Genomic DNA, 24,237 nt, shown 5'->3' on the forward strand with positions numbered 1-24,237 from the left:
ATAATTAGACCCAGTTTTTTAATTCCTTCTGCACATATAATTGTTGCTCACTCTCCCTGTTTACAATGTTTAACATGGCTTTTGCCAGATCAACAGAAGTAATGACTAGTGAAGGAAATAAAAATTTTATTACAGGAAATAGAAAAGAAACAAATTTATACGCAAAGGGTTCGTTAGGATAACCATTGACTGCTTGTATGGCTCCGGGACGAACGATGTATAGTTTTTGAAAACCTACACCTGATAGTGCATTTTCTGTTTGGCCCTTTGCCCATGCAAATAACACCTTGCTTTTTTCCGTTGTATCTGCCCCCATACCACTAAGAAATAAAAAACTTATTGTTGGATTAGCTGCTAACATTTGTTCTGCCGCAACAAACACATAATCATGCGTAATGATCAAATATTCCGACTCTGTGACCTGAGTTTGAGAAATTCCCAAACACCAAATGCATGCATCGGCTTCAGCAAAAACATTTGTCAGTGATTCGTACTTTAAAAAATCTGAATGAATGATCGTTGTTACTTTAGTATGCGATATAGCAACCGGTTTACGTACTATACAGGTTATATGATCAATCCTGTCATCAGCTATGGCCTGACGCAACACTTCTGAACCAACCATTCCTGTTGCTCCGGTCAAAATAATTTTCATAAAAAGATTTATAGCAATTTACAAATAACTAAATCATTTTCCTGCAATACTAAACTATCGGCAGGATGCTGTGCTATACCATCGGCTCCCATAGCTGCAGTAATATCACCCGAGCCATTAAAATGTAGCGGAACCAATGTAGCCGGATGTCCGGAAATTTTAACAGGAAAGAATTCATCCAAAGAAGACTTTTTCTGTCTGCTTCCGCATACTGGTAAAATCATTTCTTTTGGACCGGAAAGATCAAAACATTTATGGAGATAAGATCGAATAAATAATTCAAAAGTAACCATGCAGGAAAAAGGATTACCTGGTAAAGCAAAAACCGTTGCTCCATTTTCAAACTTACCAAACCAAATTGGCTTGCCGGGTTTTATAGCAACTTTATGAAAGATCTCTTTCGCTCCCAATTTTTTTAATATCTCCGGCACATAATCAGCATCTCCGGCAGAAACTCCTCCATTCAATATAATAATATCTGCATGTATCACTTTTGAAACAGCTTCTTCCAATTTATTTTTATCATCAGCTATATGATGACAACTGATAGGAACGATATTTCTTTTTTTCAATAATGCTTTTAATAAATGACTATTACTGTTTCTGATCTGTACATCAGCTACCGAACTACCAACAGATACCACTTCGTCTCCTGTTGTTATAATTGCTACTTTAGGTAAACATTCAACCATTACTTCATACTTACCTACCGATGCTAGCAAAGCGATCGTAGCTGTATCAATTATTAGCGACTCACTACAGATCAATTCCCGGCTTTTCAGATCCTGTCCCTTTGCTGCAATATTTTGACCCGATGATATGCTGATATTATTAAATTGAACTTTATTCCCATTTTCATCAGCATCTTCTCTTCTAATAATTACATCAGCATAAAAAGGAACTGAAGCTCCTGTCATGATTTTATAACATTCCCCTTCATTTATTTTTTTGTCAAAAAACTTTCCGGCATAAATTGTTTCGACAATTGTGAATGCTCTCACATTATTTTTCCAGTCGGAAAATTTTATTGCATAGCCATCCATCATGGCTCTATTAAAAGGAGGGTAATCTCTATCGGCAATAATTTGCTCTGCCAAAACCCTGCCCAACGAATCGTCAAGCAAAATCTTTTCTTTACCAAACGATCTTGCATATGATAAAACTATTTCCTGTGCTTCTTTAAATGAAATCATAATTGTCCGAATCAGAATTTACAGAATTATTAAATGAACAGAATTTTTGATTTATTTGTAGGACGAGTTATATCAATTCATTTATACTATTGAGATTTTCACATAGAATAAAATCATACATCGCAAATCCAAAATCGTACATACTAATGCCCTCCCCCAAGCATCATTTTACGAGCATGGAATACAGCAGGCAAAATAGCTTCCAAACTCTCTCTTGCACCATCTGTACTTCCGGGTAATGTAACGATCAAAGTTTTATCAATTGAACCAGCCACACCACGACTCATCATTGCCAACGGCGTACGCATTTGGCCGTAACTGCGAATGGCCTCCATAATCCCTTCAGCATCTCTTTCTAAAATTTCTTTCACTGCTGCAACTGTATTATCTCTCGGACCAAGACCTGTACCGCCTGTTGTAAAAATAAAGTGTACATCTTCCGCTACCCATATTCTTATTTGCTGCTGGATCTTTTCTTTATCATCAGGAACAATCGTATAATGCTTAACGTTAGCATTAACGGCTGATAACATTTGCTGGATCATTTTGCCACTATTATCTTGTCTTTCGCCTGCAGCAGTAGAATCAGAACAAACTAATACAGCACAAGTTGGCGGGGTATTGAAAAACTTTTTACGATCGCTTTTACCCCCTTTCTTTTCCAGCAATTTTATGCTGCCGATCTCCAATTGTGTGTCAACAGGCTTTAGCATATCATAAATTTCTAAAGCAGCAACAGAAACTGCAGTCAGCATTTCCATTTCTATTCCTGTTCGGCCAATAGACTTAGCTTCTCCGGTTATTACGACACCTGTTCTGCTCAATATCGTTTCATTAAAATTTTCTTTATGCAACGACGCATCCAAAAATTCAAATTCAATATTCATTCCATCTATCGCAACAGGATGACAATGCGGCAATAATTGTGGTGTGCTTTTGGCGCCAACAAAACCTGCAGCTCTTGCCACATCAAATAAATTACCCTTTGGCAATTCATTGTTTTTGATCTTATCGATTGTTGCCTGGCTGCAAAAGATAATTCCGATAGCTTTTGCAGTTCTTAATGTGATCTGTTTATGTGTAATATCTCTCATTTTACAATAATCTTTCTACGTTTTGTTTTTAATATAGTAATTGAATCCCCAACATTGATCGTGCCCAATCCACCGTGAATAACATTCTGCCCGAAATAAATATTGAAATTTTTCTTGCGGTATGTTGACAATGTCTTCAGCGGTTCTTTATTTTTTTCTGCGGTATTTTGATTGATCGTTGTAACAACACATCGACTGCATAATTTTACTCCGTAAAAATCAATTCCATTGATCATAAAAGCTGCCATGATATCTTCCTCAAATGGCTGCCCACCCTTGAAAACAATATTCGGTCTGAAACGATTCATGGGAACAGGATCATCCAGCCTCTTATTAAGGTCTTCCAATGAAGCTTCCCCGATCATCAACATCGGATAACCATCAGACAAACTGGTAATATCTTTATTGATAGCATAATACGAATTTACTTTTCTTCTTGTTTCATCGGGCATATATACCAACCTGCAGGGAATTGACAGCATCTCAGTAAACCATTCATTTACTACCGAACTCATAACCTGTGCCTTTCCGGTAAAACTCCATACTGTTGCCTGAACGAGTTCGTTTGTTTCGGGAAGAAAAGGTATATAAATTGATTGATTATTAATTTTATGTGACACTTGTAGTCCGCTTGCAGTTAAAGTAACCTGCAATAAAGCCATTTGTGGAAATTCACGCTGTGTAAGAAAATTGTTTTTCTTGTCGATAAGCATCCAGCGTCTGTCGTATTTAAATCCTCTATCGGTGAGCTCAGCAGATGTTATAGATATGCCTCCAAGAGATTTTATGGGGTAGATATATAGCTGACTTACCTGCATAGTGCAAATATATTTCTCTTATTGCACTAATTGAAACGAATTAGGTGAATATGCACTTATATTATTTCGACGAGGAAGAGATAAAGAGGTATTTTCACTATTGATAACACTAAACACTTCCATCGTCGAAATAACTAGTGTGGTAATTTACTCTACTCCAATATATACTTTATCATCTTCTACTTTTACAGGATAAGTTTTAATAGCACATTCATCGCCGCTTAAACATTCACCGGTAAGTAAACTGAAAGTTTTTTTATGAAATGGACAAGCCACTTTAGGTTCACAAGCTTCTCCGGCACTGCCGATCATACCACGGCTCAAAGCCATTTGTTTTTTATGCGGACAAAGATTTTGTGTTGCAAACCATTCTCCTCTTCTGGTAAAATTGAAAATAGCAATTTGTTCATCTTCATACTTTACACAAGCGCCACCATTCATGGGAACATCAGCAGCATAACATGCAAAGAACCAAACGCCCCCATCCCCTAAAGGGGAGTTCTCGAAGGAGTTTACTGTTACAGTTTGATTATCTAGTCCAGCCATATTTTGTTTTTTTAAAATTTATAATCTTTGAAGAACTCCCCTTTAGGGGACGGGGGTGGAACTACCATTCTTTTGCTTTTACCTGCTCTCTCATAGGCACTAACGCTGATGTTGGATCTTTTTCCTTTGGAGCATTTACAAAATGATTAAAGCGTTTACGCATTTCAGGATTCTCAATAGCTGCCTTCCATTCACATTGATAAGTGTTGACATGTTGTTGCATTGCGGCTTCCAACTCTTCGCCAATACCGAGACTATCATTTACGATAACATTTTTCAAATACGCCATGCCGCCTTCCATTTTATTTAACCAAGTAGCAGTACGAGTAAGCGGATCTGCGGTTTTTACGTAGAACATCAGGAACCGATCTAGATATTTTATACAAGTCTCTTTATCTATATCCGTTGCCAGTAATTGTGCATGCTGCGGCTTACTGCCCCCATTGCCACACACATATAAGTTCCACCCTTTTTCTGTTGCGATGATACCAAAGTCTTTACTTTGAGCCTCTGCACATTCTCGGATGCAACCACTTACACCGCCTTTTAATTTATGAGGAGAGCGAAGTCCTTTGTATCTATCTTCCACTTCAATGGCGAAACTAACGGAATCGTGTAACCCAAAACGACACCAGGTACTACCTACACAACTTTTAACCGTACGCAGTGATTTGCCATACGCATGACCACTTTCAAAACCTGCATCTATCAACTCTTCCCAGATATCGGGAAGATCACTGAGATGAGCACCGAATAAATCTATCCTTTGTCCGCCTGTGATTTTTGTATAGAGATTATACTTTTTACCTACGGTTCCAATCGCAATTAATTTATCCGGCGTTATCTCTCCACCTGCTATACGAGGCACTACTGAATAAGTACCTCCCTTTTGAATATTGGCTAAAAAGCGGTCATTACTATCTTGTATGGTGTCTTGTTTTAAAATAAGATCATTCCATAAACTTGCTAAAATGCTTGCCACAACAGGTTTACAAACTTCACATCCATCTCCCTTACCATATTTCGTCAACACTTCATCGTATGTGTGTATACCATCAATTTTTATAAGACTTAATAATTCCTGACGGGAGTAATCGAAGTGTTCACATACTACATTTTTCACATACACACCATTCGCTTTCATTGTACCAGCTATCAGGTCTTTTACCAATGGCACACAGCCGCCACAACCGGTACCAGCCTTGGTACATTTTTTCATGCCATCGATCGTAGTACAATTTTGTTCATTCACAGCAGAGCAAATAGCACCTTTAGTAACTGCTTCGCAACTACAGATTAGTGCATCATCCGGCAAACTCATTACTCCTGTGCCTGCATCACTCTCTCCGCCTCTGCTGCCTAAGATCAAATCTTCGGGATTAGGAGGAAGAACAATTTTATTATTTACAGTTTGCAATAAAATATTATATGCATCTGCATCCCCTATTAAAATACCACCCAACAAATATTTCCCATCGGTTGTTAGGTTGATCCTTTTATAAATGCCTTTATGCGTATCTTCAAAAACGATCGTTCTTCCATCAGGCTCAGTAACAAAGGGGTCGCCAAAGCTTGCAACATCCACACCAATTAATTTTAATTTTGTGCTCATGTCAAAACCGTTGAAAGACTTATCACCACCACAAAGATTAGCGGCAACCACTTCAGCCATTTCATAACCGGGAGCTACAAGTCCATAGATCATACCATTGTGCAAAGCACATTCACCAATAGCAAAAATATTAGAGTCACTTGTCTGTAATTTTTCATTTACCTGAATTCCACCTCTGGAGCCAACTTCAAGGCCGGCCAATTTTGCTATTTCATCACGGGGACGAATACCTGCAGAAATCACCAGCATATCCAGCTCCATTTTTGTGTCATCGGCAAATTGTAAATTGCTGATCGCATCTTCACCGTTAATAGAGCTTGTACTTTTATTAAGATGAATTTGTAATCCCAATGCTTTCAATTTACTTTCAAGCATAGTACTGCCTGCACTATCAATTTGCCTTGGCATTAAACGTGGTGCAAATTCAATCACATGCGTTTCTTCAATTCCAAGATCGATCAAAGCTTTGGCAGCTTCAAGCCCCAATAACCCGCCACCGATCACTGCACCTTTTTTCGCTTTTTTAGCATGCGCCTTCATCATATCAAGATCTTCAATCGTACGATATACAAAAACACCTTCTTTTTCAACACCGGGAATATTAGGTACAAAAGCAGATGAACCTGTTGCCAAAACCAAATAATCGTAAGACTGTGTAATTCCTTTTTGAGAATGTATCGTTTTATTTTGTCTGTTTATTTCCAAAACAGGATCACTAAGATGTAGCTGAATTCCATTTTCTTCGTACCACTCCAATGAGCTCATACTAAGGTCTTCGGCGGTTTTACCGCTGAAGTATTCACTAAGATGAACCCGATCGTATGCCCTACGAGGCTCTTCACCAAAAACTATCAAATTAAAATCGGTAGATTTTGCCAATAATCTTTCGCAAAATTTATAGCCTACCATACCATTGCCAATAACAACCACGGTGGGTTTTGTTGAATTTTCCATTCTAGAAAATTTATTGTGTTACTGGCAAGAAATCGTTGAAGAATAATGAAAAACGACAAAATCATTTACATTAAAATAAATAATATGCATTATTTATCTAACAATATTACGAAATTATATTAAAATTATATAATTAAAATCATATAATTTTTATTATAAAGTAATAAATAGTGCTTTAAAGCATGATATAAAACACATTAAAATAAATAATATTTAATATTGGGGAGAGATTTATTGAATCCAATTTGCCACGCCCCCCTTGAGACTTACAGCATTTTTAAAGCCAACATGTTGCAGATATTGAGCAGCCTGCAGACTACGGCTACCTATTTGGCAATAACAAATAACTGTATCGGCTTGAGCAAATGGAAATGAAGTTTGCTTTAATAAGATTGGTAAGGGAATAAGGTCGCCGCCAATATTAAAAGTATTATGTTCAGTCGGCTCTCTTACGTCTATCAGATAAAAAGAAAGATTGTTTTCGACTTTTTGAGAAAATTCAGCTTGTGAAATTTCCAATGGTTGTAATGGTTGCTGAAAACGTTCGATACTTTTTTGTCTGCTGTCTATCAGTGTAGGATATTTGATTTGCCTTATAGTATTCTCTATCGCATTGAACTGACAAAGTTTACCTGCAAGCACATCTGGTAAACCGAGAATAACTTTAACCACTTCATTGGCCATCATTGTACCGATGATACCGGTAACAATATTATATGCTCCGATATCAGCACAACTCTGAATACCTTCATTTGTTTCATTGGGAAATAAACAACGTAATGTGGGTGATTGTTGATAATTAAAAACAGTTACATGCCCTTCAGTTTGATGAATGGCACCATACACCAATGGTCTATCTAACACAACGCAAGCATCGTTGATCAGGTATCGAACCTGAAAATTATCCGTACAATCTACAACAACATCATACGCATTCATAAGTGATAAAACATTTGTTTCATCAACAATCATATCATGCGCTTGAATAATAATGCCCGGATTATAAAGCGAAAGTTTTTTTTTGGCTGTTAATGCTTTTGATTTTCCTATATCATCAAACGAAAATAAAACCTGTCTGTGTAAATTAGAAACTGCAACAACATCATAATCTGCAATGCCAATTGTGCCAATTCCGGATCCTGCCAAATACTGTAAACACGGGCATCCCAGCCCACCTGCTCCAATTACTAAAACCCTAGACTCCTGCAATTGCAATTGCCCATTGTTTCCAATAAAAGAAAGCTTTTGATGACTTTGATAATATTGCTGGGGATCAAATTGCATTCAACAAAATTAATGATTGATCGAAAGCAATCAACATAAAAATCAATGTGGTAATTTTTCTCTTACTAAACCATAAACCCATGTACCTGCAATTGCACTCAATAATACAACTGCAATAACGGTAGCGCCGCTGCCTATCAATGCGTATAGAGGACCGGGACAAGCACCGGTAATTGCCCATCCTAACCCGAATAAAAGTCCGCCAAAGATCTGCCCCTTATTGAACGCATGTTGTTTGAATTCAATTTTTTCTCCGTGAATGGTTTTGATTTTAAACTTTTTTATCAACCAAACTGAAAGTGCGCCAACCGCCACAGCACTGCCTATTACACCATACATATGGAATGATTCTAAGCGAAACATTTCCTGAATGCGAAACCAGCTTATAATTTCTGATTTTACAAATATTATTCCCAATGCTATTCCGGCAAATAAATATTTGAAATTATGATACCATTTTAACTCAATGCTGCTTTCATTCACACATATTGCATCTAATGAACGCACTTCAAAATCCTGATTTGTTTCTATGTTTGTTTGCATTTTATTTTTTTAAAGAGAAAGAATGAATGGAAGAATTAAATTGGTCATGATAAAACCACCGATCATAAAACAACAGGTTGCAATGAGTGAAGGTAGCTGCAAAGTTGATAGACCCATTATTGAATGACCGCTTGTACAACCTCCTGCATACCTTGTACCGAAGCCGATCATAAAACCTCCTATCACCATCATAATAAAACCTCTGACCGTAAGCAAAGCTTGCCAGTTGAACAATTGCTTAGGTGCAAGACCTGAATAATCAGTAATACCATATTCCGATAGTTGTGCAACAAGTCTAGCATCTGCATTAACCGGCTCTGGATTTGCAAGAAAACTGAGTGTAACGAATGCACCCAACAGAATACCTGAAACAAAAAATAAATTCCACAGTTCTCTCTTCCAATCGTATTTAAAATAACTGATATTAGACGGTAATACTATTGCACATACATGACGTAAGGAGGAACTAATGCCAAACGATTTATTGCCAATGATCAAAAGCAATGGTACGGTTAGTCCTATAAGCGGCCCGGCTACATACCAAGGCCATGGCTGTTTTATCCATTCAATTAAATTCATTTTATAGTTTGATTATGTAAATAATTATAATGCTGTAACACTAGCAAAATAAAGGTAGCAATATTTTTGAAACGAAATTTTAATTGATGTTAAACTAGTTATGCAACTGTGGGATGAATAACACCTATACATAACATGACCAAAAGTGTCATAGATGTTGAATATTCTGTTCAACCAAATGAAAAAGCAAACTGAAAAAAATATAATCTCTTGAAAATGTTTGATTAAGAAAAAAAGTCTTTTTTATCTTCCTGTTTTTTATTCGATGTGTTTAAAAATATATATTTTCGCCTCCGAAATTTTTCTCATTTGGCATAGTAATTGGTTAATAGGCCGTGAGATTGATTCAATAATGAAAAAATGCGATTGAGTTAACTTACAGACATTCAACGACAGACGAGCAGTTGTGCCTAAAAAGCCAATGAAAAACCCATCGGACGATCATTAATACAGCAATTTTTCTTTCAATTTATCGTTTTTAATATACCCCTTAAAACCCTTTACCGGCCTGCGAAACAACAGATTGTTGCTAATTTGTTCAGTAGTAATTACTTAAGAGTTTGTAAAGAAAAAAGTTTTAAAATAATATCTAAAAGAAAAACCATGCAAGTGAAAAAAATTCTATTAGGCGTAGCTGTAGGCACGTCTCTTAGCCTCCTTTGGTCTTCGTGTCAGAAAGACCATTCATCATTGGGTGTTACAGGTGGTGAAACAAATTCCAATGTACAAACATCATTTTCAGGTGTTGTTTTAGACAACCCCAAAGTGGTTGCAGCTGTACCAGTGATCGTTTCCTCAGATTATGTGCAACGTACGCAAGAGGCATTATTAAACAATCAACCCATTTCCCTTTTTAAAGGCAGCACTGGTACTACAGGTGGCAGCACGGGAGGAAGAGACAGGACAGCCCCAACTGTTAGTATTACATCTCCAACAGCCGGCGCTATTGTTTCAGGTACAGTAGCTATTAAAGTAAATGCATCTGATAATGTGGGTGTTACATCTGTTTCTGTAAGTATCGATGGTACGGTGCTTGGTACCAGCACTGTTGCTCCATACAGCTTTAACTGGAATACGACAGGCGTTGCAAGTGGTACGCACACAATTGCTGCTACTGCAAAAGATGCTGCAGGCAATACAAAGGCAACATCGGTTCAGGTTGGTATCAATGCTGTTCCAACAGGCGATTTAACCGCACCAAGTGTTAGCATTACTTCACCATCAAACGGTGCTTCTTTTTCAATTGGCGCTTCAACCAATGTAACAGCAAGTGCTTCTGATAATGTTGGTGTAAGCTCAGTAAGTTTCAGTGTAGATGGTGTTGTAAAAAGCACAGCAACTACTGCTCCATACAGTTATTCATGGAATACAACAGGATCTGCAAGCGGATTGCATACATTAACTGCTACTGCAAAAGATGCTGCAGGCAATACTACATCATCTTCTATAACAGTTACATTGAATACAGTTGTTATTCAACCTCCAACATTACCTGCAAGCGTTTCACTTGCAGCACCTCCGGTAATTAACCAAGGTAGTGAAGGTTCATGTGTTGCAATAGCACTTGGTTATTATGCAAGATCAATTGAACAGTATTATAAAACCGGCGCAACATCATACAGTGCAACAAGTAATATATTCAGTCCGGAGTTTTTGTATAACCAAACTAAAGCTGCAACTGGTTGTTCAAGCGGTTCATCGGTGATCAACTCATTGAACTTTATGAAAAATACCGGAATCTGCACATGGAATTCAATGCCATATACAGATCAAAATGGATGTACCACTTTACCAACATCCGCACAAACTGCTGAAGCCGGTAATTATAAAATCACATCGTATTCGATGGTTGTAGCACAAGATCCTATAGCTGTTAAGACAATGCTTTTTAATAAACATGCATTATCATTTACGTTTACTGCAGATGCAAATTTTTATGGTGCAGGACCTGGTTATATCTGGAAAACAAGCTCTACAACTACTTACGGTCCGCATGCTATAACATTGGTTGGTTATGATGACAGTAAGAATGCTTACAAAGCCGTGAACCAATGGGGAACCACATGGGGTGATGCAGGTTATATCTGGATAGATTATAACTTCCTAGCTACTATTGCTTATGATCTTTATGCAATAAACCCATAATTTTCTTTCTGATTTAATTAAAGAGAAAACAATTATATAAAAAAGCACTCTGAGCTTCAGGGTGCTTTTTTTATAAATGATATCGATCATTAGGACCATAAAAAAACATTACAGTACCATACAATAACTTTATCTATTTTTTTATTTTAAACACCTATCCTCTTAGATTCAGACATAAAAACGTTTAGAAAAAATTGAACGGTTGAATCCTTAGCTGAAATATTTTACATAAAATAACGGCACCCAGTTAAAGGTGCCGTTTGAAATTTAAAGATCAAAATCTATTAGTCCTGCGACAGAACACTACCATGGATAACTTTTCCATCTACTGTAGTAAGTCTGTAAAATAATGCACCTTTTACTGTTGAAGGAACATTATATTGAACAAAAACCGGAATTGAAGCGGTTACAGTTCCATTGTAAACGATCGCTAATTTCCTACCAAGAACGTCGTACACTTCCAATGTAACTTTACCTGTAGTTGGTGCAGCTACACGGAAACTAACAACATTATTACTACGATAAGGATTTGGATAAGCGGTTACTGATGTTCTGGTTTCTGAAGAACCGGTTGTTGATGTTGTAGTTGTTTGTGCTAATCTTGAATCAATACCTACTTGTGGTAATTTTTTCAATGCTCCACAATGTTCTCCATCATACTGTTCATTAATAGCTGCTAAAGTTTGGTGCAATGCTGAACAATTACAAGATAAGAATGCATTTCTGATCATATTGTACAACTCTGTAAAATTACTAGCACCTGTAGGATATGGATATTCTTTTTGGAATGCTGCTGCTGCCAATAAAGCTGTAACTCCATGTCTTGCTAATGCATTACAATTTCCACCACCTGTACCTGCTGCACCCGTCATTGTAAGTGCTGTATTTGGTAAACCACAAGTTCCCTGAGGAATATTAAAGTAAGCCCAGAAATCAGTTGATGCAACAAATGTTCCACCAGGTGTTACCGGACTGGTTAATACACCAGGCATATGATCCACTGTAGCATCTGTTTGAGTATCCCAAACATAATTATGGGTTTTCCAATAACCCGGAGTACATGATTTGCCTGCATTCTGACAAGTTAAAGTAACCTGACAAGTTGACGAGCAATTATTTGCATCAGTTATTGTAACAGTTAATACCGGCGAAACAAGAGAACCTGTTTTATAAGTCACCGTAATAACTGAACCAACTACTGCACAATTTGTCACACTCCAACCTGCGGCTACTCCTGCTGCATCAAATGAAGCACTGCATGAATAAGCAGGTGTTCCACCACTGATGGTTCCTGTAACAATATTGCTACCTGAATTACTGCAAGCAGCTGCTTCAGAAGGAGCCGTTAATCTACATTGAGGCGCATTCACTACCAAGGTTGCTGAGTTACTTGCTGAGCAACCATTGGCTAAAGTTACCGTAACACTGTAAAGACCGGCCGCTGATGCACTGAAACTGGATACATTACCCGGATTTGATCCGTTTGGTGTGGTCCAGGCATAATTAGCTGCACCCAAAGGCGTTGCTGATATCGTTGATGCATCACCGTTAGCGCAACGTGGTGGTGCAGTTACACTCACTGTTGGCGGATCATTCACTACCAAGGTTGCTGAATTACTTGCTGAACAACCGTTTTGCAAGGTCACAGTTACACTATATAAGCCCGCTACTGTTGCACTGAAGCTGGATACATTACCCGGATTTGAACCATTAGGTGTAGTCCATGCATAGTTAGCTGCTCCAAGAGGTGTTGCTGATACAGAAGATCCTGCACCGTTTGAACAACGTGGTGGTGCAGTTACACTTACTGTTGGTGGGTCATTCACTACCAAGGTTGCGGAGTTACTTGCCGAACAACCATTTTGTAATGTAACAGTTACGCTATAAAGACCGGCCACTGTTGCACTAAAGCTAGATACATTACCCGGATTTGATCCGTTTGGTGTAGTCCATGCATAATTAGCTGCTCCCAAAGGTGTTGCTGATATAGTAGATGCATCACCATTTGAACAACGTGGAGGCGCAGTAACACTCACGGTCGGTGGATCTTTCACTACCAAGGTCGCCGAGTTACTTGCTGAACAACCGTTTTGTAATGTAACAGTTACGCTATAAAGACCGGCCACTGTTGCACTAAAGCTGGATACATTACCGGGGTTAGAACCGTTAGGTGTTGTCCAAGCATAATTAGCTGCTCCCAAAGGTGTTGCTGATATAGTAGATGCATCACCGTTAGCACAGCGTGGCGGTGCAGTTACACTTACTATTGGTGGGTCATTCACTACCAAGGTTGCGGAGTTACTTGCTGAACAACCATTTTGTACTGTAACAGTTACGCTATAAAGACCAGCCATTGTTGCACTGAAGCTAGAAACATTGCCTGGGTTAGAACCATTTGGTGTAGTCCATGCATAATTAGCAGCTCCTAAAGGCGTTACCGATATTGTTGATGCATCACCGTTAGCACAGCGTGGTGGTGCAGTTACACTTACAGTTGGTGGGTCATTCACTACCAAGGTTGCTGAGTTACTGGCTGAACAACCATTTTGTAAGGTCACTGTTACACTATAAAGACCAGCCATTGTTGCACTAAAGCTGGATACATTACCGGGGTTAGAACCATTTGGTGTTGTCCATGCATAATTAGCAGCTCCTAAAGGCGTTACCGATATCGTTGATGCATCACCGTTAGCACAACGTGGTGGCGCAGTTACTGAAACTGTTGGCGGTTGATTTACTACTAAAGTTGCTGAGTTACTTGCAGAGCAGCCACTCGATAATGTAACAGTAACGCTATAAAGTCCGGCTACCGTTGCACTAAAGCTCGATACATTACCCGGATCAGAACCATTAGGCGTGGTCCATGCATAATTCGATGCACCAAGTGGCGTTGCTGATATAGTTGACGCATCGCCGTTTGAACAACGTGGCGGTGCGGTAACAGTTACTGTTGGTTGATCATTCACTACAAGAGTTGCTGAGTTACTTGCCGAGCAACCATTTTGCAATGTCACTGTTACACTGTAAAGACCGGCTACTGTTGCACTGAAGCTGGATACATTACCCGGATTTGATCCGTTTGGTGTAGTCCATGCATAGTTAGCTGCTCCTAAAGGTGTTGCAGATATAGTAGATGCATCACCGTTAGTACAACGTGGTGGTGCTGTTACACTTACTGTTGGTGGTTCATTCACTACCAAGGTTGCTGAGTTACTTGCTGAACAACCATTTTGTAAGGTCACTGTTACACTGTATAAACCGGCTACTGTTGCACTAAAGCTGGATACATTACCCGGATTTGAACCATTAGGTGTGGTCCAAGCATAATTAGCTGCTCCCAAAGGTGTTGCAGATATTGTTGATGCATCACCATTTGAACAACGTGGTGGTGCAGTTACACTTACTGTTGGTGGTTCATTCACTACCAAAGTTGCCGAGTTACTTGCCGAACAACCATTTTCCAAAGTCACTGTTACACTGTATAGACCGGCCATTGTTGCACTAAAACTGGATACATTACCCGGATTTGATCCGTTTGGTGTAGTCCATGCATAATTCGATGCACCAAGTGGCGTTGCTGATATAGTAGATGCATCACCATTTGAACAACGTGGAGGTGCAGTAACACTCACGGTTGGTGGATCTTTCACTACCAAGGTTGCTGAGTTACTTGCTGAACAACCGTTTTGTAATGTAACAGTTACGCTATAAAGACCAGCCACTGTTGCACTAAAGCTGGATACATTACCGGGATTTGAACCGTTAGGTGTTGTCCAAGCATAATTAGCTGCTCCCAAAGGTGTTGCTGATATAGTAGATGCATCACCGTTAGCACAGCGTGGCGGTGCAGTTACACTTACTGTTGGTGGGTCATTCACTACCAAGGTTGCTGAGTTACTTGCTGAACAACCATTTTGTAATGTAACAGTTACGCTATAAAGACCGGCCACTGTTGCACTAAAGCTGGATACATTACCCGGATCAGAACCATTAGGTGTTGTCCAAGCATAATTTGCAGCTCCAAGTGGTGTTACCGATATAGTAGACGCATCGCCGTTAGAACAACGTGGCGGTGCAGTTACTGACACTGTTGGTGGTTCATTCACTACCAAGGTTGCCGAGTTACTTGCCGAACAACCATTTTCTAAAGTCACAGTTACACTGTATAGACCAGCCATTGTTGCACTGAAGCTGGATACATTACCAGGGTCTGAACCGTTAGGTGTAGTCCATGCATAGTTGGCCGCTCCAAGTGGCGTAACAGATATCGTTGATGCATCACCGTTAGAACAACGTGGCGGTGCAGTTACACTCACAGTTGGTCCTGTATTTACAGTAGTAGAAATAGAACAAGGAGGTACATTAATAGCTAACGGACCTTTACCTGTTATATTCATTTGCACACCATAACTAGACACAGTGCCGGTAATATGAACTGTTACTGAATTTACATTTGAACTGCTACCGACAAACGTAACAGTACCCGTTCCTACTTTGTTGACAATTGACCAAGTGTAATTGAAGTCTTCTAAATTACCACTTATATCATCCGCATTTTCATTAGAGCAATTGCTCTTCAATGAATATACTTTATCGCCTGAGCCTGAACAAATACTTGTTGGGCCGCAAACATTACATGCAGGTAAAATAGAGTTTGGCAGAATACAAACCGAATCTGAATTTATACATCCTGTTTCGTTATCTGTTGATGTAACAATAAATTTATATCTAGCAGACAAGCTATTTGCAGAATTGATTGTAAACGTTGCTGTACTACCGTTATTAACAAAACTAACATTATCCAAAGGATTGCCATCCGGTACTAATGCCCAATTTAATATTGTAGCACCCGATGCAGTCAGATGAACAACATTAGCTCTTAATAAATTGATCACGTATTGTTTAGGGCACTGTGCATCCCCCTGAATAGGAATTATCCCATCCGGATCATTTACCACGTTGTCTGCCTCAGCCGGAATAACATCCCCTACAATAGTAGGTTTTCCAATGATCGTAATAGAATCTTTGACACGGGCACTTTCACAGGTACCATCCGCATCTATACAGGTAACCCAATAATAATATTTACCTGGCGCCAAACCACTTTTCGATAGCGAAGTTCCATCGGGAGATACACCATCGGCAATACCCAATGGAGAACCTCCACTGGCAGCAGCATACCAGTTAGGGTGACTACCTGTACTGCTACAACTTGCAGTAAGTACTGCAGGTTGATTATCCACACATTTAGTATCAGGAGTTACAATAGGAGGATTAGGGATACCAGAAAATCCGCCGGCGGCTAGGTCTTGTAGAGAAGCTGTCAAGGATTGCGAATTCCTTGTTTCTAATAAGAATCTTTGGAAACAAGGGCTTGCTCCTTCAATAGACCCCAGAACCACATATCCTTCAAAAAATAATGGAGGAGGATAAGTGCCATCGTCTCCAAATTTTGGATCAAAATCCCATGTTTCTCCATTGTACATTAATGTACCTGCTGTGCCACCGGGCACAGGATAAGTTTCATTTAAATCGACATCATTCGTCGACACCAATGCATCAGCATTTGTTATCAAAACCGGAGCCCCATTCTGCCACTCATACACTGATGGTGCAGCTGTACCTCCCCCATTTACGAAATTGCTAATGATTAAAAGATCACCATTTGTATGATTTCCGGTAAATGGAGTACCCGGGTTTGAGCCATCTCCCGTTGGAGCAACGTTGTCTAAAAAGAACCAAAAGCCAATCTGGCCATCACCATTGTAGGCAGCCCGATCTCCAAAAAAGAAAAGTGTATCGTGAAGAAGAACAGCACCTACATTAGCAATATCACCTTTATCATTTGAGTTACCTAAAACCCATTTCCAACCGGTAGATGGATTCGGCGCAACATCCGAAGATCCTGTTGCCCAGGAATCATCAATCCCATTTTGGTTGAAAGGATCATGCCTGAAGGCCTTTTTTGTATTGGTGATACTGTTCAGTATTGAAGGCCACTCTACCGGATTACCATCAATAACCGGTGATGACTGACCATAAATATCAGTGAAAAAAAAGCTGAGTAAAACCGGCAGCAAGAATATTTTTATTTTTCTGACTACCATACCTCTCCATCCTGACAGTGAAGAGCAGTACTGGTTTGAACATCCAGCAGTAAGGGAAATTGTTTTCATAAATAAATATTTTAATAATTTAACTGAATAAATGATCGGCTTTAGAAGGATATCTTCTTTTATATATCATAAACCCGAAAAATCGTGGTATTAAAATCTATTCAACCGCTTTAAAAGGATTGAAAAAAAACTACAATTTAATCGGGATATAGAATTTGAAAAATGTTCAATAATGTGCGAATACATTACAAAACATTGCAATAGTAATTCACAAGTACATTGGAGCAGTAAAATGAGGTTTTAGATAGCGATCCGAAATCAAAAATAATAGCGGGTTATATCAGGGTTCGGCAGATCATGAGAATATGGAAAATAAGGTTGTCTGAAAACTTAAGACCTATAAAGCTAGAGTATATAATTTTAATTCGCAAGGCTTTTTTTATTTTTTTTGAATAGTTAAATAAAATACCCACCACCACTGATTTTAAATAAACAAATCAGCTACTTAATGCAAGGTATTTTTTCAGTCTTAGTTTTACAGGGATACTATTGATTTACAGACTATTCTTCATCCATTTCCAACAATAAATTGGCTAAGAGTGCAGTCCACCCGGTTTGGTGAGAAGCACCTAAACCCTGCCCGGTATCGCCATGAAAAAACTCAAAAAATAAATGATGCTCATTAAAATGCGGATCTGACCATTGCGGTTGATCATCTGCATGGTACTGAAATTTTCCGGCATCATTTTTCTTAAATATTTTCAATAGCCTTTTAGTAAGTTCATTGGCTATTTGTTTCAGTGTTAGTTTATTTCCGGATCTGGCAGGGAATTCGTACGTATATGCATCACCGTAATATTCGTGATATTTACGGAGGGCATTAATAATGAGATAATTCAATGGCAGCCATATTGGCCCACGCCAGTTTGAATTACCACCAAACATATCGCTGGAGCTCTCTCCGGGCTCATATTGAATTCGATATTCACGACCATGATAACTGAATACAAAAGGATTTTCCTGATGGTGTTTTGATAAAGAACGAATACCGTAATCAGACAAAAACTCATCTTCATCCAAAAGCCTTTTCAGCAAGTGTTCTAACCTGTCGCCGATCATAATGGCAAACAGATATTTTCCGTCTTTATTCTTTTTGTCGATATCAGAAATAATTCGAGTAAGATCCGGCCTTGTTGATTTTATGATCTGCAGACGAGCATTAAATTCCCTAAGCTTATCAAACATACTGCTCTGCATGATTTCAACTGCCAGCAAGGGAATGATACCTACAAGTGAACGCACCCTCATACGTTGACTTGTCCCATTCTCAAATTGTATAGCGTCGTAATAGAAAGCATCTTCCTCATCCCACAATGAAATATCTTTTTGGCCGATATGATGCATTGCCCAACCGATATTTAAAAAGTGGCGGAAAAATTTTGCCGCCGATTCTTCATAAGCTTTATTATGTTGCGCCAATTCGAGTGATATGTGCAACATATTAATTGCATACATGGCCATCCAACTCGTGGCATCGGCTTGTTGCAATTTTTTAATTCCCGGTGGCATATGATTTCTGTCAAACACACCAATATTATCTAACCCAAGGAAACCGCCTTCGAAAATATCCGTACCATTAGAATCTTTTTGGTTTACCCACCAGGTAAAATTCATCAATAATTTTTGGAAAGATCTTTCTAAAAAGTCCCAATCCGGAATACCGGTTTTTTTCTTATCTGTTTCGTACACATACCAAACACCCCAAGCATGAACCGGAGGGTTCACATCGCTGAAATTCCATTCATAAGCTGGGATCTGCCCGTTAGGATGCATGTAATATTCTCTCAGCATCAGCAGCAATTGCTGCTTTGCAAAAAATGGATCTACATGAACAAAAGTGGCGGCATGAAAAGCAAGATCCCAAGCCGCAAACCAAGGGTACTCCCATTTGTCGGGCATTGAAATAATATTTCTGCAGGTAAGATGTTGCCAGTCGAAATTTCGTTTAAAACTTCTTGCCGGCGGCTCATCACCCGGCTCGCCAAACAACCATTTGAACACATCCAAGTAGTAAAATTGCTTTGTCCACAACAAGCCGCCAACAGCACTGCGTAATAAACCTTTATTATCATCCGACAATTTTTTTGGACTTAATTTTTCAAAGTATTGATCTGTTTCTGCCTTCCTTTTTTCAAATATTTCTTCAAAATCATCCCAGGGTTTATCTAATTTATTGCTGCTTAATCTTACCGTAAAAACCTTCGATTCTCCCCCAGCAATTTTCCCTTTCAGCCAAATCGCAGATTTTGTTCCAACTTTTTTTGTATTGATCGTTTTTTCTTTATTAACGACATAATTGTTGATGCCATCCTTTACAAAAACCGACTCGTTAGGTTGATGAAAAATTCGTTGAGTATTTGTTTCATTATCACAAAACAATTGTTCTCCCCCCTGATGATAAAAATAGAAATGACCGTTTCTGCTTGAACTTGTTTTCAAACAATTATCAGCAAACGAAGTAATTTCAGGTTTGGTAAAACGTGAATTGTGTTTCCAAAAATTTCGAAACCAAAGATGCGGCAAAACATGAATTGTAGCAGCTTCAGTGCACCTATTGTATACCGTTACCTTCATTAGTATATCGTTGATGCCAGCCTTTGCATATTCAATGTAACAATCAAAATATTTATTGTTGTCGAAAAGACCGGTGTCGAGTATTTCATACTCAGGACTTAATCGATCTCTTTTATTTTTTTCAAGCAGATCTAAATATGGGAAGGCTTCCTGCGGATATTTATACAAAAATTTGCAATATGAATGTGTAGGTGACGAATCCAAATGGAAATACAATTCTTTCACGTCTTCCCCATGATTGCCTTCATTATTTGTTAAGCCATAAAGCCTTTCTTTTAAAATAGAATCTTTCCCATTCCAAAAAACGGGTGCAAGGCAAAGTATCTGATCGGCATCACAAAAGCCACCAATACCATCTTCACCCCAACGATAGGCATAACTTCTTGCCAGATCATGATTGATAAAATTCCATGTATTTCCACCTTCAGGGCTATAATCTTCCCTAACAGTACCCCACTGACGTTCTGATAAGTAAGGGCCCCATATTTTCCAGTTCTTATTATTGTCTGATCGTGAAAGTCGCAGATCTTCCATAGTACTCATTATCGCTTATCACAAAATATTAATATGTAATTTAAAGCAGCTTTTATTATAAAAATATCGATTTTCAGGGATAGAAAAAAGTATATTATCAATCTAAATGCTAAAAAATGGCTTTTCATAATACAAAAAAATGTTTTTTTTCCTTTTGTGAAATTAGCATTTAAAGGAAAACCAAAAAACTGCTTCAAAGAGCAGGTTAATTTTTGTGGAGAGTATCGGAGTCGAACCGACGACCTACCCGAAAGCTTCCGGGACAATCTAATCAACGCATCTAACAAAAAATCCCACAGAGTGTGGGATATAAAGTATTGTGGAGCCGCAGGGAATCGAACCCTGGTCCAAACATATTCGCCGTAAGCTTTCTACATGTTTATTTATGCATTAATTGTCGGGAAAAAGCAGGAGCATAACAAACCAACTAGATCCTTAGAAGAATGGTCTTAAGTAATGGTCACTTCATCCCATTACAGCAACCCGTTTTCTTTTTAAGTCGGCGGCGGAACTCGGTAACAGGTAAACCTGTTCGGCGGCCCGAATGGTTGCTAATCTATCGATTAAGCAGCCATGGCATACGAAGTATTGCCATTTGAAGTTTTGAATATTCAGATTAAAGTGCTAATTATCCAACGCACTACATGCTTACACTTACAAAGAACTATGCTGTCAAAACCGGTCGGCCCCGGTCAATTTGAAAATTCGGAGATTGGGAAATTTGAAAATGGTATGAGCTTAAGCCAAGTATCTCCCATCTTCAAATCGTCACATTTTCAAATCTTCAAATCAATTATTTTCCACTCCCCCATCCAAACCAATCATTACCATTGGCGAAGAGCATTAAACCTAATAATAAAACCATGCCAACTATCTGGGCATATTCCAAGAATTTTTCACTTGGTTTTCTTCCGCTGATCATTTCTACCAAAGTAAAAACTACATGGCCACCATCTAGTGCAGGAATCGGCAGTAGATTCATAAAGGCTAATACAATAGATAAAAAGCCGGTGATACGCCAAAAAGCTTCCCAATCTCCCCACTCTGTAGGAAAAACAGAACCCATAGCTTTAAAGCCTCCCAATCCTTTATATGCGCCTGTAGAGGGCTGTAATATTTTCTTAAATTGATCTACATAGAATTTCAATTTTTCCAAAGCCAAGCCTACGCCTGCAGGAATAGCTGCAAAAAAACCATACTTTTTAGACTCTACCTTAAAAACACCAAGGCTGTCATATTGTTTTAAACTAAGAATAGGAATACCTATTTTCCCCTCTTCGTTTACACCTGACTGTAAGTTTATAATTGCGCCTTTACGTTCTACCGTTAAATTTACCTTTTGATTTTTTTTGTCTTTTAACAGCGTTGGCATTTCATCATAAAAAGCAACGGGCATAGAATCAATCGCTACAATTTTATCCATAAACTGCAACCCTGCTTTTTTTCCAAGGGCAGTATCTTTAGGGTCGTACTCACCCACAATACTTGGGATACGCTGCATTACAAGATAACCTGTCCTCTTTTTATTTTCTACCAATCTACCCAATAAATTATTCGGCATCATAATAGTGCCCTGCTGACCGTTTCTACTGTAAATAATTTTCTCACTAAGTAATAACTGAGGTTGTATTTCTTCAAAAAATTCAATTGGTTTATCGTTGATCGATACAATCTTATCTCCGTTCTGTAAACCCAATTGTAACAAAACACTATCCTGCACCCACATGCCATTTTTAACAGAACTATTAGGCGTTTTACTTTCGCCCCATACAAAAAGTACCATTGCATAAATAAGAAATGCCAGCAATACATTTACAATGATACCTCCAAGCATAATGATCAAACGTTGCCAGGCAGGTTTACTTCTGAATTCGTAAGGCTCGGCAGGTTTTTTCATCGCTTCTTTATCCATGCTCTCGTCTATCATACCGGCAATTTTCACATAGCCACCAAGCGGTAGCCAACCGATACCATATTCTGTTTCTCCCACTTTCTTTTTAACCAGAGAAAACCATGGATTAAAAAACAAGTAGAATTTTTCTACTCTGCAACCAAACCATCTTGCAGTAATATAGTGCCCGAACTCATGCAGGATAACCAATATTGATAAAGACAAGATCAGATAAAAAACCTGAATGCCTACGTTGCCCCAATTAATTGCTAATAATGTCATACTTGTTACCCCATCTCCGCCGCGGCGGAGAGTTATTGTTAGTGTAAAATATTGTTATTATTCATTTGAAAATTTCGTTCATAAAGTTGTTGCCTTTACTCCCCTTTAGGGGATGGGGGGCGGATTTACAACTTTATTAATGAAGCCGCAAAATTACGGGCTTCCCCATCGCTTTCAAAATATTCTTCAAGCGTTGGAGATTCGATGAATGGTGTGTTTTGGATGGTTTTTTCCACCACAGCAGTGATGTCTAAAAAGCCTATACGGTTGCGTAGAAAGGCCCACACAGCAATTTCATTGGCAGCATTTAAGATACAAGGCATGTTACCGCCTTTGAATAGAGCCTCAGTAGCCAAAGCTAAATTTCTGAAAGTTTTAACATCCGGCTCTTCAAAAGTGAGACTAGAGTATCTGCGGAACTCAAAACGAGGAAAATCATTTTTTAAACGTTGAGGAAAAGTCATGGCATATTGAATGGGCAATTTCATATCAGGCAAGCCCATTTGTGCCTTCATACTTCCATCTTCAAACTGAACAATGCTATGGATGATGCTTTGCGGATGGATCACTACCTGAATTTGTTCCGGCTTAAGATTGAATAACCATTTTGCCTCGATCATCTCCAGGCCTTTGTTCATTAAAGTAGCAGAGTCTACCGAAATTTTTGCACCCATACTCCAGTTAGGATGTTGCAGAGCATGATCTCTTTTTACATTCACCAAGAAGTTAGGTTTCTTTCCGAAAAAAGGGCCACCGCTTGCCGTTAGTATGATCTTTTCAATGGCGTTTCTTCCTTCGCCAACAAGGCATTGAAAAATAGCAGAGTGTTCACTATCAACCGGAATGATCGGCGAACGATTTTCAACAGCCGTTTGCATTACGATATCACCGGCTACTACTAATGTTTCTTTATTTGCAAGTCCAATTGCTTTCCCTTTTTTTGCTGCTTTTAATGTTGGCTTCAATCCTGCAAAACCAACGATACCTGCCATCATGAAATCGTAGGTATCAAAATCAGCCGCTTCTTCCAATGCATCTTCGCCAGCAAAAACTTTTATATCAGTTGATGATAATGCTTCTTTTACTTTTTGATATTTTGTTTCATCGCCAATGACCACTGCATTGGGTTTAAATTCCAATGCCTGGGCAACAAGCAATTCATCTTTAGTTTGTGCGGTTAAAATTTCTACTTCAAACAGATCCGGATTTGCACGGATCACATCCAATGACTGTGTTCCTATTGAACCTGTTGAACCGAATATGGCTATGCGTTTTTTTTGACTCATTGTTTATTTGCCCCATCCTCTAAAGGGGTGTTTCGAAGATTATGTTTTATTTTTTAATACCAGCTTTAGTT

Annotated in this window: 14 protein-coding genes and 1 other RNA gene; 1 reads left to right on the forward strand and 14 read right to left on the reverse strand. The window is 38.7% G+C overall.

The window, feature by feature from the left end:
- Positions 1-4: 4 nt before the first annotated feature.
- From ACQ33O_RS12445 to ACQ33O_RS12485, 9 genes are all read right to left on the reverse strand, one after another.
- Complete coding sequence (locus ACQ33O_RS12445; protein WP_430995915.1) at positions 5-655, reverse strand: NAD(P)H-binding protein; 651 nt, start codon at positions 653-655, stop codon at positions 5-7.
- Between the two features lie 8 nt (positions 656-663).
- The gene (locus ACQ33O_RS12450; protein ID WP_430995916.1) at positions 664-1,848 is read right to left on the reverse strand and encodes a molybdopterin molybdotransferase MoeA; all 1,185 of its coding nucleotides are present in this window, start codon (positions 1,846-1,848) and stop codon (positions 664-666) included.
- A gap of 143 nt (positions 1,849-1,991) precedes the next feature.
- Positions 1,992-2,942 carry a bifunctional molybdenum cofactor biosynthesis protein MoaC/MoaB gene (moaCB, locus tag ACQ33O_RS12455; protein ID WP_430995917.1) on the reverse strand — a complete coding sequence of 317 codons (951 nt, stop codon included), beginning with the start codon at positions 2,940-2,942 and terminating at the stop codon, positions 1,992-1,994.
- Positions 2,939-3,760, reverse strand: coding sequence for an MOSC domain-containing protein (locus ACQ33O_RS12460; RefSeq protein WP_430995918.1), 822 nt, complete (start codon positions 3,758-3,760; stop codon positions 2,939-2,941). Before ACQ33O_RS12460 ends, moaCB begins: the two co-directional genes overlap by 4 nt.
- 147 nt (positions 3,761-3,907) lie before the next feature.
- The gene (gene nirD / locus ACQ33O_RS12465) at positions 3,908-4,306 is read right to left on the reverse strand and encodes a nitrite reductase small subunit NirD (protein WP_430995919.1); all 399 of its coding nucleotides are present in this window, start codon (positions 4,304-4,306) and stop codon (positions 3,908-3,910) included.
- Between the two features lie 61 nt (positions 4,307-4,367).
- The gene (gene nirB, locus ACQ33O_RS12470) at positions 4,368-6,872 is read right to left on the reverse strand and encodes a nitrite reductase large subunit NirB (RefSeq protein ID WP_430995920.1); all 2,505 of its coding nucleotides are present in this window, start codon (positions 6,870-6,872) and stop codon (positions 4,368-4,370) included.
- 231 nt (positions 6,873-7,103) lie between these two features.
- Complete coding sequence (locus ACQ33O_RS12475; protein WP_430995921.1) at positions 7,104-8,156, reverse strand: ThiF family adenylyltransferase; 1,053 nt, start codon at positions 8,154-8,156, stop codon at positions 7,104-7,106.
- Positions 8,157-8,198: 42 nt separating this feature from the next.
- Positions 8,199-8,699, reverse strand: coding sequence for a DUF6691 family protein (locus ACQ33O_RS12480; RefSeq protein ID WP_430995922.1), 501 nt, complete (start codon positions 8,697-8,699; stop codon positions 8,199-8,201).
- Between the two features lie 9 nt (positions 8,700-8,708).
- The gene (locus tag ACQ33O_RS12485) at positions 8,709-9,278 is read right to left on the reverse strand and encodes a YeeE/YedE family protein (protein ID WP_430995923.1); all 570 of its coding nucleotides are present in this window, start codon (positions 9,276-9,278) and stop codon (positions 8,709-8,711) included.
- Between the two features lie 609 nt (positions 9,279-9,887).
- Between ACQ33O_RS12485 and ACQ33O_RS12490 the strand changes: the two genes are divergently transcribed.
- Positions 9,888-11,423, forward strand: a complete 1,536-nt coding sequence (locus ACQ33O_RS12490; protein WP_430995924.1) for an Ig-like domain-containing protein — start codon at positions 9,888-9,890, stop codon at positions 11,421-11,423.
- 284 nt (positions 11,424-11,707) lie between these two features.
- Here the strand turns inward: ACQ33O_RS12490 and ACQ33O_RS12495 are convergent, their stop codons facing one another.
- The 5 genes from ACQ33O_RS12495 to ACQ33O_RS12515 form a co-directional block, all read right to left on the reverse strand.
- On the reverse strand, positions 11,708-17,599 hold the full coding sequence (locus tag ACQ33O_RS12495; RefSeq protein WP_430995925.1) for a hypothetical protein: 5,892 nt from the start codon (positions 17,597-17,599) through the stop codon (positions 11,708-11,710).
- 501 nt (positions 17,600-18,100) lie between these two features.
- The gene (locus tag ACQ33O_RS12500; protein WP_430995926.1) at positions 18,101-20,716 is read right to left on the reverse strand and encodes an MGH1-like glycoside hydrolase domain-containing protein; all 2,616 of its coding nucleotides are present in this window, start codon (positions 20,714-20,716) and stop codon (positions 18,101-18,103) included.
- Positions 20,717-21,024: 308 nt separating this feature from the next.
- Positions 21,025-21,397: a transfer-messenger RNA gene (gene ssrA / locus ACQ33O_RS12505) on the reverse strand.
- Positions 21,398-21,500: 103 nt separating this feature from the next.
- Positions 21,501-22,880, reverse strand: coding sequence for an RIP metalloprotease RseP (gene rseP / locus ACQ33O_RS12510; RefSeq protein ID WP_430995927.1), 1,380 nt, complete (start codon positions 22,878-22,880; stop codon positions 21,501-21,503).
- Positions 22,881-23,005: 125 nt separating this feature from the next.
- Positions 23,006-24,166, reverse strand: coding sequence for a 1-deoxy-D-xylulose-5-phosphate reductoisomerase (locus ACQ33O_RS12515; RefSeq protein ID WP_430995928.1), 1,161 nt, complete (start codon positions 24,164-24,166; stop codon positions 23,006-23,008).
- Positions 24,167-24,237: the final 71 nt, after the last annotated feature.

The sequence above is a fragment of the Ferruginibacter sp. SUN002 genome (assembly GCF_050611725.1).
Classification (GTDB): Bacteria; Bacteroidota; Bacteroidia; order Chitinophagales; family Chitinophagaceae; genus Ferruginibacter.

Coding starts and splice junctions, on each gene's coding strand:
- ACQ33O_RS12445 (WP_430995915.1), bottom strand. CDS start 655: ATGAAAATTATTTTGACCGGAGCAACAGGAATGGTTGGTTCAGAAGTG.
- ACQ33O_RS12450 (WP_430995916.1), bottom strand. CDS start 1,848: ATGATTTCATTTAAAGAAGCACAGGAAATAGTTTTATCATATGCAAGA.
- moaCB (WP_430995917.1), bottom strand. CDS start 2,942: ATGAGAGATATTACACATAAACAGATCACATTAAGAACTGCAAAAGCT.
- ACQ33O_RS12460 (WP_430995918.1), bottom strand. CDS start 3,760: ATGCAGGTAAGTCAGCTATATATCTACCCCATAAAATCTCTTGGAGGC.
- nirD (WP_430995919.1), bottom strand. CDS start 4,306: ATGGCTGGACTAGATAATCAAACTGTAACAGTAAACTCCTTCGAGAAC.
- nirB (WP_430995920.1), bottom strand. CDS start 6,872: ATGGAAAATTCAACAAAACCCACCGTGGTTGTTATTGGCAATGGTATG.
- ACQ33O_RS12475 (WP_430995921.1), bottom strand. CDS start 8,156: ATGCAATTTGATCCCCAGCAATATTATCAAAGTCATCAAAAGCTTTCT.
- ACQ33O_RS12480 (WP_430995922.1), bottom strand. CDS start 8,699: ATGCAAACAAACATAGAAACAAATCAGGATTTTGAAGTGCGTTCATTA.
- ACQ33O_RS12485 (WP_430995923.1), bottom strand. CDS start 9,278: ATGAATTTAATTGAATGGATAAAACAGCCATGGCCTTGGTATGTAGCC.
- ACQ33O_RS12495 (WP_430995925.1), bottom strand. CDS start 17,599: ATGAAAACAATTTCCCTTACTGCTGGATGTTCAAACCAGTACTGCTCT.
- ACQ33O_RS12500 (WP_430995926.1), bottom strand. CDS start 20,716: ATGAGTACTATGGAAGATCTGCGACTTTCACGATCAGACAATAATAAG.
- rseP (WP_430995927.1), bottom strand. CDS start 22,880: ATGACATTATTAGCAATTAATTGGGGCAACGTAGGCATTCAGGTTTTT.
- ACQ33O_RS12515 (WP_430995928.1), bottom strand. CDS start 24,166: ATGAGTCAAAAAAAACGCATAGCCATATTCGGTTCAACAGGTTCAATA.